This is a genomic window from Streptomyces sp. TAA204, from assembly GCF_000424965.1.
Genome location: NZ_AUKW01000004.1, coordinates 348,590 through 364,107, shown reverse-complemented (window position 1 = coordinate 364,107; position 15,518 = coordinate 348,590). Strand labels below are relative to the sequence as shown.

Annotated in this window: 16 protein-coding genes and 1 pseudogene; 7 read left to right on the top strand and 10 right to left on the bottom strand. The window is 70.1% G+C overall.

What is annotated here, in order from left to right; all coding sequences use genetic code 11:
- The first annotated feature begins 52 nt into the window (after positions 1-52).
- Positions 53-493, top strand: coding sequence for a hypothetical protein (locus H343_RS0109955; RefSeq protein ID WP_486586845.1), 441 nt, complete (start codon positions 53-55; stop codon positions 491-493).
- Between the two features lie 202 nt (positions 494-695).
- Positions 696-1,934 carry an Ig-like domain-containing protein gene (locus H343_RS0109950; protein WP_028431006.1) on the top strand — a complete coding sequence of 413 codons (1,239 nt, stop codon included), beginning with the start codon at positions 696-698 and terminating at the stop codon, positions 1,932-1,934.
- A 190-nt stretch (positions 1,935-2,124) separates the two neighbouring features.
- On the opposite strand, the gene H343_RS29930 is transcribed toward H343_RS0109950, so the two are convergent.
- The gene (locus H343_RS29930; protein ID WP_051264894.1) at positions 2,125-2,595 is read right to left on the bottom strand and encodes an acyl-CoA thioesterase; all 471 of its coding nucleotides are present in this window, start codon (positions 2,593-2,595) and stop codon (positions 2,125-2,127) included.
- Positions 2,596-2,609: 14 nt separating this feature from the next.
- Positions 2,610-3,143, bottom strand: coding sequence for a type 1 glutamine amidotransferase domain-containing protein (locus tag H343_RS0109940; RefSeq protein WP_028431005.1), 534 nt, complete (start codon positions 3,141-3,143; stop codon positions 2,610-2,612).
- A 466-nt stretch (positions 3,144-3,609) separates the two neighbouring features.
- On the opposite strand from H343_RS0109940, the gene H343_RS29925 reads away from it, so the two are divergent.
- Positions 3,610-4,164, top strand: coding sequence for a hypothetical protein (locus tag H343_RS29925; protein ID WP_051264892.1), 555 nt, complete (start codon positions 3,610-3,612; stop codon positions 4,162-4,164).
- A gap of 211 nt (positions 4,165-4,375) precedes the next feature.
- Here the strand turns inward: H343_RS29925 and H343_RS0109930 are convergent, their stop codons facing one another.
- The 4 genes from H343_RS0109930 to H343_RS29910 form a co-directional block, all read right to left on the bottom strand.
- Positions 4,376-4,744: a hypothetical protein gene (locus tag H343_RS0109930; protein ID WP_028431004.1), complete on the bottom strand. Its 369-nt coding sequence runs from the start codon at positions 4,742-4,744 to the stop codon at positions 4,376-4,378.
- Positions 4,745-4,813: 69 nt separating this feature from the next.
- The gene (locus H343_RS29920; protein ID WP_199778907.1) at positions 4,814-5,671 is read right to left on the bottom strand and encodes a hypothetical protein; all 858 of its coding nucleotides are present in this window, start codon (positions 5,669-5,671) and stop codon (positions 4,814-4,816) included.
- Positions 5,668-6,510: a MerR family transcriptional regulator gene (locus H343_RS29915; RefSeq protein ID WP_037903133.1), complete on the bottom strand. Its 843-nt coding sequence runs from the start codon at positions 6,508-6,510 to the stop codon at positions 5,668-5,670. The genes H343_RS29920 and H343_RS29915 overlap by 4 nt, the downstream gene beginning before the upstream one ends.
- A 190-nt stretch (positions 6,511-6,700) precedes the next feature.
- Positions 6,701-7,294, bottom strand: a complete 594-nt coding sequence (locus tag H343_RS29910; RefSeq protein WP_078505317.1) for a DUF1648 domain-containing protein — start codon at positions 7,292-7,294, stop codon at positions 6,701-6,703.
- 220 nt (positions 7,295-7,514) lie between these two features.
- On the opposite strand from H343_RS29910, the pseudogene H343_RS34135 reads away from it, so the two are divergent.
- A pseudogene (locus H343_RS34135) lies at positions 7,515-7,871 on the top strand (helix-turn-helix domain-containing protein); the annotation flags it as partial.
- Between the two features lie 187 nt (positions 7,872-8,058).
- Here H343_RS34135 and H343_RS0109900 read toward each other — a convergent pair.
- From H343_RS0109900 to msrA, 4 genes are all read right to left on the bottom strand, one after another.
- On the bottom strand, positions 8,059-8,661 hold the full coding sequence (locus H343_RS0109900; protein WP_028431002.1) for an ATP-dependent Clp protease proteolytic subunit: 603 nt from the start codon (positions 8,659-8,661) through the stop codon (positions 8,059-8,061).
- Between the two features lies 1 nt (position 8,662).
- Positions 8,663-9,316, bottom strand: coding sequence for an ATP-dependent Clp protease proteolytic subunit (locus tag H343_RS0109895; RefSeq protein ID WP_028431001.1), 654 nt, complete (start codon positions 9,314-9,316; stop codon positions 8,663-8,665).
- 189 nt (positions 9,317-9,505) lie between these two features.
- On the bottom strand, positions 9,506-11,026 hold the full coding sequence (locus H343_RS0109890) for an alanine/glycine:cation symporter family protein (protein ID WP_028431000.1): 1,521 nt from the start codon (positions 11,024-11,026) through the stop codon (positions 9,506-9,508).
- 553 nt (positions 11,027-11,579) lie between these two features.
- Complete coding sequence (gene msrA / locus H343_RS0109885) at positions 11,580-12,236, bottom strand: peptide-methionine (S)-S-oxide reductase MsrA (RefSeq protein ID WP_028430999.1); 657 nt, start codon at positions 12,234-12,236, stop codon at positions 11,580-11,582.
- A 294-nt stretch (positions 12,237-12,530) separates the two neighbouring features.
- On the opposite strand from msrA, the gene H343_RS0109880 reads away from it, so the two are divergent.
- The 3 genes from H343_RS0109880 (at position 12,531) to H343_RS0109870 (ending at position 15,482) form a co-directional block, all read left to right on the top strand.
- Positions 12,531-12,752, top strand: a complete 222-nt coding sequence (locus H343_RS0109880; protein ID WP_028430998.1) for a hypothetical protein — start codon at positions 12,531-12,533, stop codon at positions 12,750-12,752.
- A 535-nt stretch (positions 12,753-13,287) separates the two neighbouring features.
- Complete coding sequence (locus H343_RS0109875) at positions 13,288-14,709, top strand: APC family permease (protein WP_028430997.1); 1,422 nt, start codon at positions 13,288-13,290, stop codon at positions 14,707-14,709.
- Positions 14,710-14,828: 119 nt separating this feature from the next.
- Positions 14,829-15,482 carry a class I SAM-dependent methyltransferase gene (locus H343_RS0109870; RefSeq protein WP_028430996.1) on the top strand — a complete coding sequence of 218 codons (654 nt, stop codon included), beginning with the start codon at positions 14,829-14,831 and terminating at the stop codon, positions 15,480-15,482.
- The last annotated feature ends 36 nt before the right edge of the window (positions 15,483-15,518 follow it).

Here is a 15,518-nt window from a genome sequence, read left to right as displayed (position 1 = left end):
CAGCCGCGGGTCGTACGGAAGCCGAGCCTCCGCCGCGGCCTACGCTCCGGACATGGCTGCTGACGAGACACTGCGTTCCCCGTCCACCGGCTCCCGTGGCGGGGCCGGGCCCGCCGAGGCGTCCGGGGGCCCCGGCCCCTCCCCGCACATCCGGCTACGGGTGGAGCTCGTCGTCGAGGTCGCCGACGCGGGCGCGCTCACCACCGCGGCCCTGGACCGCGTGGAGCGCGACGAGCTGATGCCGGACGAGGAACGGTCGCACGCGAGGGAGACCATCGCCTCGGACGCGGGGGAGGCCATCGCCTACCTCGTCGACCCCTTCGACCTCGTGCGCGGGCTGCCCGGAGTGGAGCTGGCGCACGCGAGTTGGGGCAGCGAGGAGTTCGCCGAGGGCGACGTCGACGACCTCTTCGCGCTCGACGGTCCCGGCGGCTGCCCGTGGGAGGACCTGGAGGAGAATCAGGGGGAGGACCTGGACGTCAGCCGGCGCTGAAGTGGTGTGGTCACAGGCGTCGTGACGGCACGTTCCGGGGCTGTGAGCGGTGCCACGTGTCGTGGAACACAGTTTTGTCACGAGTGGAACCGGTCACGTGCCTCAGTGCGTTCTGGTCCGTAGAGCTGGGTCCGCACATGTCCGGGATGCTCCGGCAGGGGGGCGAACGCGGTGATTCGGGGAGCTTGGAATTCTGACGCATATGGAGAAGCCTGTGAGCACGCTGGGTAAGCACCGCAAGGCGATGTCGATGACGGTCGCACTGCTCGGCGGGGTGCTGGTGCTGAGTTCGTGCAGCTCGTCGGAGGGCGGGGACGGGGCGGAGAAGGCCAAGTCCGAGGCGCGCGGGAAGAAGAGCTCGGAGGCCCGAATAAAGATCGGCGCCAAGGACGGGTCGGAAGGCGCGAGCATCAACACCGGCGGGAACGTCGCCGTCACCAAGGGCAAGCTCACCGACGTCAAGCTCATAGCCGTGCAGGGCGGAACGGCCGTCGAGGGCTCGATGTCCGGTGACGGCAAGAAGTGGAAGCCGCAGGACCAGCTCGAGCGCGCCACCCAGTACAAGATCACGGCGACGGCGGAGGACGAGGGCGGCCGCAAGGCCGTGGAGAACTCGACGTTCACGACCGTCTCCCCCGACAACAGCTTCATAGGCACCTACACCGGCGAGGACGGCCAGACCGTCGGCGTGGGCATGCCCGTCTCGATCAACTTCGACAAGGCGATCAGCGAAAAGAAGGCCGTGCAGAGCGCGATCAAGGTCAAGTCGAGCAGCGGCCAGGAGGTCGTCGGGCACTGGTTCGACGACACCCGCCTCGACTTCCGCCCCCAGGAGTACTGGGAGGCCGGCTCCAAGGTCACCGTCGACCTCGGCCTCGACGGTGTGAAGGGCGGGCCGAACGTCACCGGTGTCCAGGACAAGCAGGTCACCTACAACATCGGACGCGCGCAGGTCAGCACCGTCGACGTCAAGAACCACAAGATGACGGTCACGCGGGACGGCAAGGAGCTCAAGACCATCCCGATCTCGGCGGGCAGCGAGAAGAACCCCACGTACAACGGCAAGATGGTGATCTCCGAGAAGCACAAGGAGACCCGGATGGACGGCGACACCGTCGGCTTCGGCCGCAAGGGCGACGAGGGCTACGACATCAAGGACGTCCCCCACGCCATGCGCCTGTCGACGTCCGGCACCTTCATCCACGGCAACTACTGGGGCGCGCCGTTCGGTTCGGGCAACACCAGCCACGGCTGCGTCGGCCTGAAGGACAAGCGCGGCGCGGACGACAAGGGCACGGACGGCTCCTGGTTCTACTCGAACTCGATGATCGGCGACATCGTCGAGGTCACGGGCTCCCCGGACAAGACGATCCAGCCGGACAACGGGCTCAACGGCTGGAACATGAACTGGGCGGAGTGGAAGGCAGGCTCCGCCGTCTGACCGGCGCCGCCGGGCCGGCAGCAGCCGGACGAGCGCACAGGGCGGGGCCGGGGCCACAGTTGCCCCGGCCCCGCCCTTCGCCGTGCCCGAAGCCGCCGCACGTGCGCCCCGGAGAGCCACCCCCGTCCCCGCCCGGACCCGGCTGCGGGCCTGACGCGCGCCCGGCCCGGCTCCCGGTCCGGCTCCCGGATCAGCTCCCGGCAGCGTCCTGATCATCCGGGCCCTGGCCCGGCCCCGGGCCAAGGCCGAGCAGTCCGGGACGGGCGGCCAGCTCCAGGAACGGCTCACGCGGGTCCTCCAGCAGGCGCCGCTCCTCCAGGTCCATCACCCCGCCCGTGCCGGTGAGCCGGGCGGCGACCTCGCCCTGCGGGGTGAGGACGTCGTTCTCGACCTTGAAGGTCCTGCCCTCACCCCACACGAAGGCACAGGTGACCTCCACCTCGTCTCCCGCGCGCAGCTCCCGCCGGAATCTGATGTTGGTCTCCAGCGCCACCGGGCCCACGCCCCTGGCCAGCAGGTCCGCCTGACGGACCCCGGCGGCCTGCAGCATCATCCAGCGGGCGTGCTCCGCGTACTGGAGGTAGACGCTCTGGTTGAGGTGCCCCTGGGAGTCCGTCTCGTAGCCCCGGACGGTGACCGGGACGGTGAAAGCTTCAGCCATGGGCAATGTCTACCTCAGCCGCCGAGCAGACCCACCACCGCGTCGTCGAACGCCTTGAGGTCGTCGGGCCTGCGGCTGGTGACGAGGGTGTTCGGGCCGTCGTCGCAGACGACGACCTCCTCGTCGCTCCAGTGCGCGCCGGCGTTGCGCAGGTCGGTCTGCAGGCTGGGGTACGAGGTGAGCCTGCGGTCGCGTACGACGTCCGCCTCGATCAGCGTCCACGGGGCGTGGCAGATCGCCGCGATCAGCTTGCCCGACTCGCTGAAGCTCTTCACCAGCCGCACCGCGTCGTCGTCCAGCCGCAGCGCGTCCGGGTTGGCCACGCCGCCGGGCAGCAGCAGGGCGTCGTACTGCTCGGCCGATGCCTCGTCGACGGTCTGGTCGACGGGGAAGGTGTCCGCCCTGTCGAGGTGGTTGAACGCCTGGACACGGCCCGCGCCCGTGGACACCAGCCGGGGCGAGTGCCCGGCGTCCTGCACGGCCTTCCACGGTTCCGTCAGTTCGACCTGTTCGGCCCCTTCGGGGGCCATGAGAAAGGCGATGCGCATTCCGGCCACTTCCTTCCGCGCGCTGCCCGCGCATCCGCCGCGCACAGCACGTCACATACTTCGCTGTCCCCGGCCGGGTCCCCAGCCCGGTTGCGGTCATTCCGCCATGCCGCCATGCAGAGCGCGCGGGCCGTGGACCGGGCATTGGTGGGACCATTGGTGAAATCGATTTCGATGCCTTCGCCGAGTGTCGGCCGCCGTTCCCCGGCCCGGGAATTGGGAGCTGTAAAGGTGGGATTGTCCGCTTGCTTTGCGTGATTCGGGGATGTGTCCCAAGTGCCTGGAGCGTGAAAACCAGCGTCCATTGACGTGTCAGCGTCAGGCTTGTACGGTCCCGCACGAAATCGATTGCTCGCCGTCCTCCAGGTCACTCCAAGGCCCGGAACCGGCGGGAGTCACAGGGTTCCGCGCCAGCAGGGGCGTGCATCTACGCGCGTTCCTGTCCCCCACCTGGAAGGAAAAACCCATGACAAGCACGATGAAGATCAGACGCAAGACGGTCGTCCGCAGCGCCACCGCACTGGCCGCCGGGGTGCTCATCGCCACCGGTCTCGGAGTGACCGCCACGGCTGGAGAAACCGGTGCGAAGGCCGGGGACCACCGGTCCAACGCGGAGATCCTCGACGAGAAGTGCACGGTTCCGCCGGACTACGACCCCGCGATCATCAACACCGTGCACGACGTGGCCAGCGGCCGCGGCGTCACCGACAAGGTGATGCTCGCCGCCTTCGAGGCGGGCTGGGTCGAGTCCCACATGCACAACCTCAACTGTGGTGACCGCGACTCCCTCGGCGTCTTCCAGCAGCGCCCGAGCGCCGGCTGGGGCACTCCCGAGCAGATCCTGGACCCGGTCTACGCGACGAACGCGTTCCTGGACCAGGCCATCCCCAACGACCAGGCGAACCCCGGCTACACCGCGGGCGAGCTCGCGCAGAGCGTCCAGCGGTCCGCCTTCCCGGACCGCTACGACCAGAGCGAGGGCAAGGCCCGGGAGATGATCGCCGCGGCCGAGGCGGGCTGAGTCCCGGCACCTCCGGTACCGGCTCCACCGCCGCACGGCCGTGAACCGGCCGCGCGGGGGTGAGAGCCGTGCGAGCAGCCGAGCTGCTCATCCGGCGAGGCGTGCAGCCGTCCTGTCGGCGTCCTGGATTCCAGGTGTGTGACGGCCGCCGCCTTCGACGGCGGGCGGCACCGGTCCACCGGTGCCGCCCGCTGCTACGGGACATGTGGCGTCACACGTTCTCGTCCATGCGGATGGCCCCGCGCAGACGCTCGTGGGCATCCCGCGTACCGCCCTCGTGCTGTTCCAGCATCACGGCGGCTATCGCGTCGAGTTTGCGCTGCAGGGCGTGTTCCGCCCTGCGCTCCGTGTTCTTCAGGAGCGTGAGCAGAAGCAGGTTGACGGCGGCCAGCAGATCACCGGCGAACATCATCCAGGCCAGCGGGACACCGGTGAGGTGCACGGTGACGAAGGCCGCGATCAGCAGCAGGCAGAAGACGTAGAACAACGGTGAACTGGTGACGTTGGAGGCGGACTCGGCCAGGCGCTCGAAAGGGCCCCTGCGTTCGCCACCTCGAACTGCCGGGTGCTGGGTTGACATGCTTCTCCGATCTGTCGGTGCCTGCTGCCGGACGGGCCGGCCAGGAGCCGGGTACCCGGCGCGCGGCACTCACTCGTGCGCAGACGGTTCACCGTGCGCAGCCGGGGTGTTGAGAACCTCCAGCGCAGTGCCCGGAATGTCGGAGAAGAAGCGGATCGTGGTGATCTGCGCGCGGCCGCCGAGCGGACGTACGACCGTCACCGGTTCACTCAGCTCGGCCTGCACATTCGTCTGCGAGGACATCGCGACGGCGAGACGCCCGTCCTCGACGGAGGCCATGCCGCTCTCGTTGTAGTTGCGCACGCGCCGGACGGAGGTGATCAGCCGGCGGGGAACGCGCAGATCCAGGAAGACCCCCGAGCGGATACGCAGTTCGCCGGGCGAGACGACGTGCGGACGGGTCGCCCTGGCCGCCAGGATCGCCAGCACCGCCACCACCGAGTAGACGTCCACCACGAGGAAGACCGCGCGCAGTCCCGCGGGCGCCCCCAGTGCGCGCAGCAGCAACTCCGTGCCCACCGTCTCGACGGCCATCACGAACAGCAGCGCCAGCAGCGTGGATGCCTGTTCCCGCCAGTAGGGCAGGGCGACGGCTCCGGGCGGCACGCCGTCGCGGCGGCGCAGTGCCCACAGGGCTATCGCGGACATGCCCCGCAACTCGAAGCCCACGATCCTGCGCACCGGGACGGGAACCATCCGTCCGACGGTCCGCCGCAGCGCCGTACGCCGTCCCGCGCCGCCGCTTACTTCGGCCCTGAACAGCCGGGACGCGGTCACCACTTCCAGCACGACCACCGACAGGACGGCGAACTCGGCCAGGACGAGCACCGGTCCGGGCAGCGACACCCCGGAGACGAGCAGCAGCGCGAGCAGCAGCTCCGCCGGGAGCACGGCCAGCAGGGCGGCACGCGAGATCCGGAGCATCACGATTCCCCCTTCAGGCGGGTCATGAGCAGCCGGAAGACCTCGATCTGCGCGGGCGACATCTCGGCGGCCAGGTTCTCCAGCCACCGCCCGCCGCCCTCCAGGTCCTGCCCGTCCTCCCGGTCCTCGCCTCCGAGGGTCGTCCCTGCCCGGTTCCCGCCCGGCACGGCCACCGGCGGCCGGCCGGTGGCCGTGTCCGGGTTCCCGGTCATCGCCGAGGCCATCTCGTCGGGGATGTGGGCGGCCAGGTCGGCGGCGAGCGCCGCGACGCGGGGGTCGCCGGGTGCGGCGTCGGCGAGTTCGTCGAGCCGGGAGTAGAGCGCGTGGGCCCGCTCGACCGCGGCGGGCTCCGTGAGCGGGCGCAGCAGACCGGCGAGGTGTGCCTGGTCCTCGGGTCCGGCCAGGGTGCTGACGAGAGTGAGCATCTCCCGGTCGAACTCGGCGAACTGCGAGCCGCCGGCGGGCAGTCCGCGCAGCACCTCCGCCATCTCGGGGGAGACCGTCGAGTCGGGGTGCAGCTCGGCCTCCGCCAGCAGCGCCGCCAGCCGCTGCCGTCTGGCACCGATCCTCTCCTGCTGCTTTGCCAGGTCCGCGTCGAGCTCCAGGAGCACTTCGCGCAGTTCCCGGCCCCGCTCGTCGGCCAGCACGTCGCGGATCTCCTCCAGCGACAGGCCGAGTTCGGCCAGCCGCCGTACGCGGGCCAGGGTCACCGCGTCCCGCAGGCGGTAATCCCGGTAGCCGTTGGACAGGCGTGAGGGCTCGGGGAGGAGACCCAGCCGGTGGTAGTGCCGCACGGTTCGGGTGGAGACCCCGACCAGGGCGGCGAGCTCGCCGATTCGCATGCACCGATTGAAGACCTTGACGCTGCGGCAAGGTCAACACACCACCCCCGGGACGCGCACCGGCCCGCGGCCGCTCTCGGCCCGTCTGCGCACTCGGGGGCGAAGGCTCAGCGTGCGCTCGGCTCGCGGCGACTGCTCACCGCCGGGCCGTGGCGGCGGCAGGGACGGGTGACCGACGGGCGCCGCCGGCTCAGGCCGTTCTCTTGTCGGCCGTGTCCCGCCACCAGGCCACGCCGACCGGGACGAGGGCGAGGAGGAAGAGAGCGGGCGTGACAGCCAGGAGCCAGACCGGCACGTCCGCCGTTTCGGACGTGCGCCACTGGACCCAGCACAGCGGCACCAGACCCACACCGAGCCCGGCGTTCAGGACCAGCAGGGACCTGGCCGTGCGGCGGGCCGAGACCGCGCTGGCCGGGCGGCTGCTCAGGCCGCCCGCGGGCCGGCCGTCCCGGGGCTCCGGCATCTCGTCCAGCGGGGTGATGCGCGCCGTCAGGGCCGCGCAGCCGACGACGACCAGGGTGATTCCCGCATAGGTGAGAACCGGGACGAAGACGCTCCAGAAGGTCTTCCCCGTCCAGGCGTCGACGCCGTCCGGGCCGATGTGCAGGGGCACCCGGTCGGGCAGCTCCGGGTACCGCACAGCGCCCCACACGGCCATCGCGCCGAGCGTCAGGAGGCTCGGCATCAGCCAGGTCCACAGCGGCCCGCTCCTTCCGGGCGCGGGCCGGCTCGCCACGTCGGTCTCGGGCCGGTCCTGTCCGGTGGCTGTTCGTCCTCGGCTCATGCCTCAGATTGTGCACCGCCGCCCCGGGCCCGGTCAGTGCTGAGCGGCGTCGCCCGACGCCTCTGTACGGACGCCGTCCGGCGGCAGCCGCCCGGGCTCCCCGCTTCCCGGCGGGCGGCCCGGCGCACCCGTAGGGACGGCGACCCTGTTGGTTTCGCCGGTGGCGGAACGCCGCTCCCGGGGGGAGCCCGTCCGGGCGGGACGCTCCTACTCTGGGGAGGTGAGCAGCCACTCGCCGAAACAGGACCGCGTCATCCCACTGAGTCCCCACCCGCCGGCGGCGCACGCCCGAGGGGCCGTGGAGCCTCTGTGGCGGCACCTCGTCGGAGACGTACTGCGCAAGGAACGCCGCGCTCAGCAGCGCACCCTCCAGGACGTCGCCGACGCGGCCCGCATCTCCATGCCCTACCTCTCCGAGGTCGAACGGGGTCGCAAGGAGGCCTCGTCCGAGGTGCTCGCGGCCGCCGCCAAGGCACTCGGGCTGGGGCTGGCCGACGTCCTCTCACTCGCCGGGAGCGAACTGGCCGGGCCTTACCGGCGGCGTCCGGCCGCGTCCCCTGCCGCAGCGCCGGCTGCCGGCGCCCCGCGCACTCCGGCGCACGACGCCGGCTCCCGGGGCGCGGCCGCGGAGGACGAGGCGGCCACCGTGACGTCCGTGACGCAGATGAGCGCCCGGCGTAACGGGCCTGCCGCCCGGGCGGGGAGACGCCCGGGCGACGTGCGCCTCGCCGCCTGAGAGCCGAGCGTTCTCCCGGTCGCGGCGGTCAGCCCGGCTGCATCCGCCTGCTCAGCACCTCGTCGGCGAGCCCGTAGGCCACCGCCTCGTGCGCGGTGAAGACCTTGTCACGGTCCATGTCGGCGCGCAGCGTCGCGACGTCGTGGTGGGTGTGACGGGCCAGCACCTCCTCGACCTCGGACCGGATGCGCATCATCTCCTCTGCCTGCAGGCTCAGATCCGAGACCGTCCCCTGCCTGCCGCCGCTCGCAGGCTGCCCCAGCAGCACCCGCGAGTGTTCCAGTACGTAGCGGCGGCCGGGGTCGCCCCCTGCCAGCAGCACCGCCGCGGTGGAGGCCGCCTGCCCGACGCAGTAGGTCGAGACCGGTGCGCCGACGAAGGTCATCGTGTCGTAGACGGCTGTCAGCGAGGTGTACGAGCCGCCCGGTGAGTTGATGTAGACGGAGATCTCGCGGTCCGGGCCTGAGGACTCCAGGTGGAGGAGCTGGGCGATGACGGAGTTGGCGACGCCGTCGTCGATCTCGGTGCCGAGGAAGACGACGCGTTCGGCGAGCAGGCTGCTGTAGATGTCGTAGGCGCGCTCTCCCTGCGGGGTGCGCTGGATGACGGTCGGAATCGTGTACTGGCTCATCTCACAGCCCCGTCCGTCGCGTCGGGACGGCCGGACGGACGTCGTCCAGCGACTGGACGACCCGGTCGGCCAAGCCGTACTCCACCGCCTGCTCGGCCGTGAACCAGCGGTCGCGGTCACCGTCGCGGGAGATCGTCTCCTCGCTCTGCCCGGTGTGCTCCGCCGTGATCCGTTCGATGGACCGTTTCATGAACTGGAGGTTCTCGACCTGGATCGCGATGTCCGCGGTCGGCCCGCCGATGCCCGCGGACGGCTGGTGCATCATGATCCGCGAGTTCGGCAGGGCGTGGCGCTTCCCCGCCGCCCCCACCGTCAGGAGGAACTGCCCCATGCTCGCCGCGAAGCCCATGGCGAGCGTGGAGACGTCGTTGGGGACGAGCCGCATCGTGTCGTAGATCGCCAGTCCCGCCGTCACGGAACCGCCGGGGCTGTTGATGCAGAGGCTGATGTCGGACCGCGGGTCCTCGGCGGACAGCAGGAGCAGCTGCGCGCAGACGCGGTTCGCGGAGACGTCGTCGACCTGGCTGCCGAGGAGGACGATCCGCTGGGTGAGGAGCTGCGCGGCGAGGTGGTCGTCGAACCGGCTCGCAGGTGTCTCCTCCTGCGATGCGCGCGGGACCCCGGCGGGGTCGTGCTGGATGGCGAGTGGCGGCATCGGGGCTCCTTCAGACGGGGCGGGAGCGGCGCGATTCGCCGCTCACATCCCACTGTTGGCCCGCCGGGGACGCCGCGTCAGAGGTCTTGCCCCTCGGCAGATTCGCCGAGGGCAGAGGCCGCCGGAAACGAAGAGGTTCCCGTACGCACCGCTGACGGCGCGTACGGGAACCTCGACGGGGCGGTGTGCCTACTTGGCAGCCGGCTCGCTCGGCTCTTCTTCCTTTGCGGTGCCCTCACCGCGGACGTGCGCCACGAAGGAGCTGAGCTCCCTCTTGACGATGGGCGCGAGCAGATACAGGCCGGTGACGTTGAAGACGGCCAGCAGGAAGAGCATCGCGTCAGCCATGCTGATCAGGGTGTCGAGGGAGAGCAGCGCACCGGCGACACAGACCACGCTGTAGACGATGTTGAAGGTCATCTCGCTGGTGCGGGACTTCCCGAACAGGTAGCACCAGGACTTGAGACCGTAGTAGCCCCATGTCAGCAGCGTGGAGAACGCGAACAGCAGGACCGCGACCGTCAGCAGGTTCGGGAACCAGGGCAGCACCGTCCCGAACGCGTCCGAGGTGATGGTGACACCGTCGACCTCGTTGCCGTCCTTCGCCTCGCTCCAGCTGGCCGGGTCGGCGATGACGATCGTCAGCGCGGTCATGGTGCAGATGATGACCGTGTCGATGAACGGCTCCAGCAGGGCGACCAGGCCCTCGCTGGCGGGGTGCTTGGTCTTCACCGCGGAGTGGGCGATCGGCGCGGAGCCGAGACCGGCCTCGTTGGAGAAGGCGGCACGCTGGAAGCCGACGATCAGCGCACCGATGACACCGCCCGCGACGCCCTCGGGGTTGAAGGCACCCTCGATGATCGTGGCGATCGCGGAAGGTACCGCGGTGACGTTGATGAGGATGACCGTCAGGCAGGCCAGGATGTACATGATCGCCATGGCGGGGATCAGCCGGCTGGTGACGGAGGCGATGGAGCGGATGCCGCCGATCAGGACGATCGCCACCATGGCGGCGATCAGCAGACCGAAGGCGAGCGCGCCGCCGGAGGAGCCGAGCGGGCCGTCCTCGCCGCCCGTGGTGGCGGCGAGCTGGGCGTAGCTCTGGTTCACCTGGAAGAGGTTGCCGCCGAAGAGGCCGAAGAAAAGGATCATGGTCGAGGCGAGCCCGGCCAGGACCGAACCGAAGACCTTCCCGCGCTTGCCGAAGCGCTCCGCGAGCCCCTTCGGCAGGTAGTGCATCGGGCCACCGGAGACGGTGCCGTCAGCGTGCACCTCGCGGTACTTGACGCCAAGGGTGACCTCGACGAACTTGGTCGCCATCCCGAGCAGACCACAAAGGATCATCCAGAAGGTCGCGCCGGCACCGCCGATGCTCACGGCGACCGCGACGCCGGCGATGTTGCCGAGCCCGACCGTGCCGGAGACGGCGGCGGTCAGCGCCTGGAAGTGGTTGACCTCACCGGAGGAACCGCCCTCGTCGTACTTCCCGCGCACGACGTCCAGGGCGAGCTTGAACTTGCGGAACTGGATGACGCCGAACCAGGTGGTGAAGACAAGACCGGCGACCACCAGCCACACCACGATGAGCGGCAGATCCGCGCCGGCCACGGGGACCGCGTAGAAGACGACCTCGGTCAGCCACGTGGCGACCGGATCGAAGATCTCGTTGACGGTCTTGTCGATGTTGTTCGTCAGAGAGTCAAGTGACATGGGTCACCTTTGGCAGAAGTGGAACGGAATTGGGCGGAGTGTGTCCCAAATACTCGTGTGGCGCCCCGATTGTGCAGGCGCCGCTGGATGGAGTTGGGACACTGTACTGCGGCCGACGTTCACCGACCCTTCAGAAGAAGGTACTCAAAGGGCAGGCCAAAGGCCGGGTTGTCGTCAGTTCCTATCACGCGTCAATTGCGGGAGGAAGGATGACGATCACTAATTCCTGTGGCGGTAGTCACAAGTTGATGACAGTAGTGCCCGAGGGGCGGCCGCGGCCGCCGCACCGCTGGTGAGCGTGTCTTTTCACTGCCCGGATGTGATCGCTCACGCGTGCCGACGGGCGGTTACCGGGCAGGAAGAATCCGCTCCGTTCGTGACGGGATGCTTTCTGTATTCCGGGACGGCCGAAAACTGTGTCTGAATTCGTGACCGAGCCGTATCCGAATCGAGCCGTGCAGGCGCGGGACGCCTGCGTCTGCAATGGGCCGCATGCCCGGATGTGCGTGCTGCGTCCCGCCGGCCGGGTCCGCCGGACCCGGCCGGCGGCGCATCAGCCGGTCCCGAACGGCATGCCCAGCTCGACGCCCGTACCGCCGAGGCCGCAGTAACCCGTCGGGTTGCGCTCCAGGTACTGCTGGTGACGGGCCTCGGCCGGATAGAAGGGAAAGGACTCCGCGGGAACGATCTCGGTGGTGATGTCGCCGTAGCCCGCGTCGCGGAGGGCCTTCTGGTAGGCGTCGCGGGACGCCTGCGCCGCCGCCTGCTGGGCGGGGGAGTGGAAGAAGACCATCGAGCGGCAGTGCGTGCCGACGTCGTTGCCCTGCCGGAAGCCCTGTGTCGGGTCGTGGGACTCCCAGAACAGCTTGAGCAGTTCCCCGTACGAGACCTTCGAGGGGTCGAAGACCGCGCGGACCGTCTCCGCGTGACCGGTGCGGCCGTCGGCGACCTCCTCCGAGATGGGATTCGGCGTGCTGCCGCCCTGGAAGCCGACAAGAGTGGTCCACACGCCGGGAGTCCGCCAGAAGCGCCGCTCGGCGCCCCAGAAGCATCCCAGCGCGAAGTCGGCGGTCTCGAAGCCTTCCGGGCAGGGGCCCGACAGAGGGGTGCCGAGCACGGGATGGGTCTCCGGAATGGAGAACATCGGCTCGGTGCGGCCCGGTAAGGCTTCCTCGGGGGTGGGGAGGCGGTGGGTGAAGGAGTTCAGCATGGCTCTCCGTGGTCGGGTCGCTCGGGGATGGACCCCGCTCGTGTTCGTCGCGTGCCTCCGTAGCCTCTACCCCGCGCGAGGCCGGATCTCGCCCCGGAGAGCAGCGGGGCGGGGAGCTGGAGGCCCGCGGAGAGGTCTGCGGGGAGGGGAACGGACGGCCGGCACGTACGACGCCTCGCGCCGCCGTGCGCCGGACCGCGTGCCCGGCCGAGCGTCCGGGGCCCCTACCGAAAGTCCACTCCTGCCGTCCCGGCCTGATCGCTCAGGGCCCGGGCAGCGCATACTGAACTCACGATGACGAAACCCTCCGCGCCTCGGCGCCATCTGCCCACCAGTCCCTTCAAAGCTCCCGCCGATCCGTTGGCCAAGCACTTCGCACTGGGTGACCGGGTCTCACATGACCGGTACGGCCTGGGCAGAGTCGTCGGTGCCGAGGAAGGCATCGCGATGCTCGTCGACTTCGGCTCCCACCAGGCCCGCATCGTCAGCCCCTACACGGGGATGGACAAGCTCTGACACCGTGACCACACGGAATCCGGCCTGCGGGAGCCCGGACGCGACTCGGCTGGCACGTCGCCGCCGGATCCGGCGAGGTTCCCGGCCGGAGTCCGCCGGCGCGGGAAGCCGGCGTCCGGTACCCGGCCCCGGCGCCGGCCGGGAGTGACTCCGGCCGGGCCGGTTCACATCCCGTGCCGGCGAACCCGCCGCGCCGTCTGCAACGAGCAGTACGGCGCCCACGGGCCGATGAACGGCGGGACGCTCCGTACGACCACGAGGCGGCCCCGGAGCCGGCATCCGTGCCGTGAGTGGCTCCCCGGACGCAGCACCGCAAGCCCGCGGTACGCCCCGGGAGTTCCGGGACCTCCCGGGGCCGCGCCGGACTCCCGGCCCGAAAGCCGAGGTCAGGGGGAGAGCAAGGCACGCTCGTCCCGTTCGACTCCGCGTACAGAGACGCGGCAGGACTTGTACGTCATGCGCATGGCGTCATGCTTTGCCTTGGGCTCCACTGTTGCGCACCCCGGATCGACCTCCCGAGAGGCGGGACCCGCGCATGGCTGACAACGGAGGATTCCTGAAGGTCCTCGGCAGAGGGGACGTCCTGGCCCTGGCCTTCGGCGCGATGATCGGCTTCGGCTGGATCGTGCTGACCTCCGACTTCATCAGCGAGGCCGGGCCGCTCGGCGCCGCCCTGGCCATGGCGGGCGGAGGGCTGATCGTCTGCATGGTCGGCCTCACCTACGCCGAACTCGTCTCCGCCATGCCCCACGCGGGCGGCGAGCACAACTACGCGCTCCGGGCGCTGGGCGGGCGGGGGGCGTTCGTGGCGTCCTGGGCCCTGGTCCTGGGATACGCCTCCGTCGCCGCCTTCGAAGCCGTGGCCCTGCCGCAGACCGTCCTCCACCTCTTCCCCGACATGCTCGCCGGTCATCTGTGGACCGTCGCCGACTACGACGTCCATGCCAGCTGGGTCGCAGTCGGCGTCGTCTCGGCGGTCGGCATCACCGCTCTGAACTACCGCGGCATCCGCCCGGCCAGCGTGTTCCAGACCATCGCCGTGCTGTTCCTCCTCGCCTCCGGAGCAGCCCTGCTGCTCGGGTCCCTCACCGGCGGCTCCACCGGCAACATGCGGCCACTGATCGCCGGCGGGATGGAAGGGTTCTTCACGGTCCTGGTCGCCGTGCCCTTCCTGTTCGTCGGGTTCGATGTGATCCCGCAGTCCGCGGCGGAGATCAAGCTGCCCTACCGTCAGATGGGAAAGCTGCTCGTCGTCTCCGTGCTCTGCGCGACGGTCTGGTACGTCATGATCATGTTGACGGTGGGCTCGGGTCTGAGTGCCTCTGCCCTCGCGGACTCCGAACTCGCCTCCGCCGACGCCATGGCCGCCGTGTGGAACAGCGAAGCCATGGGCGACGTTCTCGTCATCGGCGGCATCGCGGGCATCCTGACCAGCTGGAACGCATTCCTCATCGGCGGCAGTCGCCTGCTGTACGCCATGGCACGCTCCAGGATGGTTCCCGGCTGGTTCGGCCGTGTCCATCCCCGGTTCCGCACGCCCGGCAACGCGGTGCTCTTCATCGGGGGACTGTCGGTGCTCGCCCCGCTGTTCGGAGAGCCGATGCTGGTGTGGTTGGTCGACGCCGGTGGCATCAACATCGTGATCGCGTACACCGTCGTCGTGATGTGCTTCCTGATGCTGCGCCGCCGTGAACCGGCCATGGACCGGCCCTTCCGCACCCCCGGCGGCGTCGCCTCCGGCGTCGTCGCACTGATACTCAGCCTCGGACTCGCCACGCTCTACCTGCCCGGCATGCCCGCGGCTCTCATATGGCCGGCGGAGTGGGCGATCGTCGGGGGCTGGTGGCTGGTCGGAGCGGTGTTCCTGTGGCGCCTGCCCAGGGTCGCCGCGGGCGAGGACGCCGAACAGCGCCTCATAGAAGCAGTCGCGGCACGCGACACAGTGACGCCTCGCTAGTACGTGACCGGAAGTGATCACCGGAGCGGGTTGACGGCCGGGCGGCCGCGGCGGTGGTGTCACGCAGGTCAACAAGGTCGCGCCACCGCCTGTCAGTTCCCCGGTCTACGGTCGTCCGCATGGCCGAGCCTTCCTTTCTGGCCGCCGTACGTGCGTCGTACGACACGGTTGCCGTCGACTACGTCGAACGCGTCCCGCCTCCGGCCGAGATGGATCCGCTGTCACGCGCGATGCTGGCGGGGTTCGCCGAACTCGTGCGGACGGCCGGTCCGGGGCCGGTGGCGGACCTGGGATGCGGCCCCGGCCGCGTGACGGCGCACCTGGCCGGGATGGGGGTGTCCGCCTTCGGCGTCGATCTGTCACCGAAGATGATCGGGCTGGCCCGGCACGCATATCCGAACCTGTGGTTCACCGAGGGCTCGATGACCTCGCTGGAGATGGGGGACGACGAGCTCGGCGGCATCCTGGCCTGGTACTCCACCCATCACACGCCCCCGCGGTGGCTGCCGGTGGTGTTCGCCGAGTTCCACCGCACGCTCGCGCCCGGCGGCCACCTGCTCTGGGGAGACCATGTCGGCGATGAACGGCTGCATTCGACCCGGGGCTACGGCCGTCCGGTCTCCTACGAGTCGTACCTTCTGCCGCTGAACCGCGTGGTCGGCCTGCTGGAGCAGGCCGGACTCGTTGTCACCGCGAGGCTGGAGCAGGAGCCCGGCGGACGGATGAGGAGACCGCACGCCTGCCTGCTGGCCCGCAAGCCTGAACGGCCCTGACGGGGCTTGTTCCTGCGGCGAGGCCGCTCGCGTGCC

Bases quoted from the DNA above. Each gene is read 5' to 3' on its own strand.
- H343_RS29925 (WP_051264892.1), top strand. From the start codon at position 3,610: ATGACAAGCACGATGAAGATCAGACGCAAGACGGTCGTCCGCAGCGCC.
- H343_RS0109930 (WP_028431004.1), bottom strand. From the start codon at position 4,744: ATGTCAACCCAGCACCCGGCAGTTCGAGGTGGCGAACGCAGGGGCCCT.
- H343_RS29930 (WP_051264894.1), bottom strand. From the start codon at position 2,595: ATGGCTGAAGCTTTCACCGTCCCGGTCACCGTCCGGGGCTACGAGACG.
- H343_RS0109890 (WP_028431000.1), bottom strand. From the start codon at position 11,026: ATGTCACTTGACTCTCTGACGAACAACATCGACAAGACCGTCAACGAG.
- H343_RS0109940 (WP_028431005.1), bottom strand. From the start codon at position 3,143: ATGCGCATCGCCTTTCTCATGGCCCCCGAAGGGGCCGAACAGGTCGAA.
- H343_RS0109895 (WP_028431001.1), bottom strand. From the start codon at position 9,316: ATGCCGCCACTCGCCATCCAGCACGACCCCGCCGGGGTCCCGCGCGCA.
- H343_RS0109950 (WP_028431006.1), top strand. From the start codon at position 696: ATGGAGAAGCCTGTGAGCACGCTGGGTAAGCACCGCAAGGCGATGTCG.
- H343_RS0109870 (WP_028430996.1), top strand. From the start codon at position 14,829: ATGGCCGAGCCTTCCTTTCTGGCCGCCGTACGTGCGTCGTACGACACG.
- H343_RS29915 (WP_037903133.1), bottom strand. From the start codon at position 6,510: ATGCGAATCGGCGAGCTCGCCGCCCTGGTCGGGGTCTCCACCCGAACC.
- H343_RS0109880 (WP_028430998.1), top strand. From the start codon at position 12,531: ATGACGAAACCCTCCGCGCCTCGGCGCCATCTGCCCACCAGTCCCTTC.
- H343_RS29910 (WP_078505317.1), bottom strand. From the start codon at position 7,294: ATGAGCCGAGGACGAACAGCCACCGGACAGGACCGGCCCGAGACCGAC.
- H343_RS0109900 (WP_028431002.1), bottom strand. From the start codon at position 8,661: ATGAGCCAGTACACGATTCCGACCGTCATCCAGCGCACCCCGCAGGGA.
- H343_RS0109955 (WP_486586845.1), top strand. From the start codon at position 53: ATGGCTGCTGACGAGACACTGCGTTCCCCGTCCACCGGCTCCCGTGGC.
- H343_RS0109875 (WP_028430997.1), top strand. From the start codon at position 13,288: ATGGCTGACAACGGAGGATTCCTGAAGGTCCTCGGCAGAGGGGACGTC.
- msrA (WP_028430999.1), bottom strand. From the start codon at position 12,236: ATGCTGAACTCCTTCACCCACCGCCTCCCCACCCCCGAGGAAGCCTTA.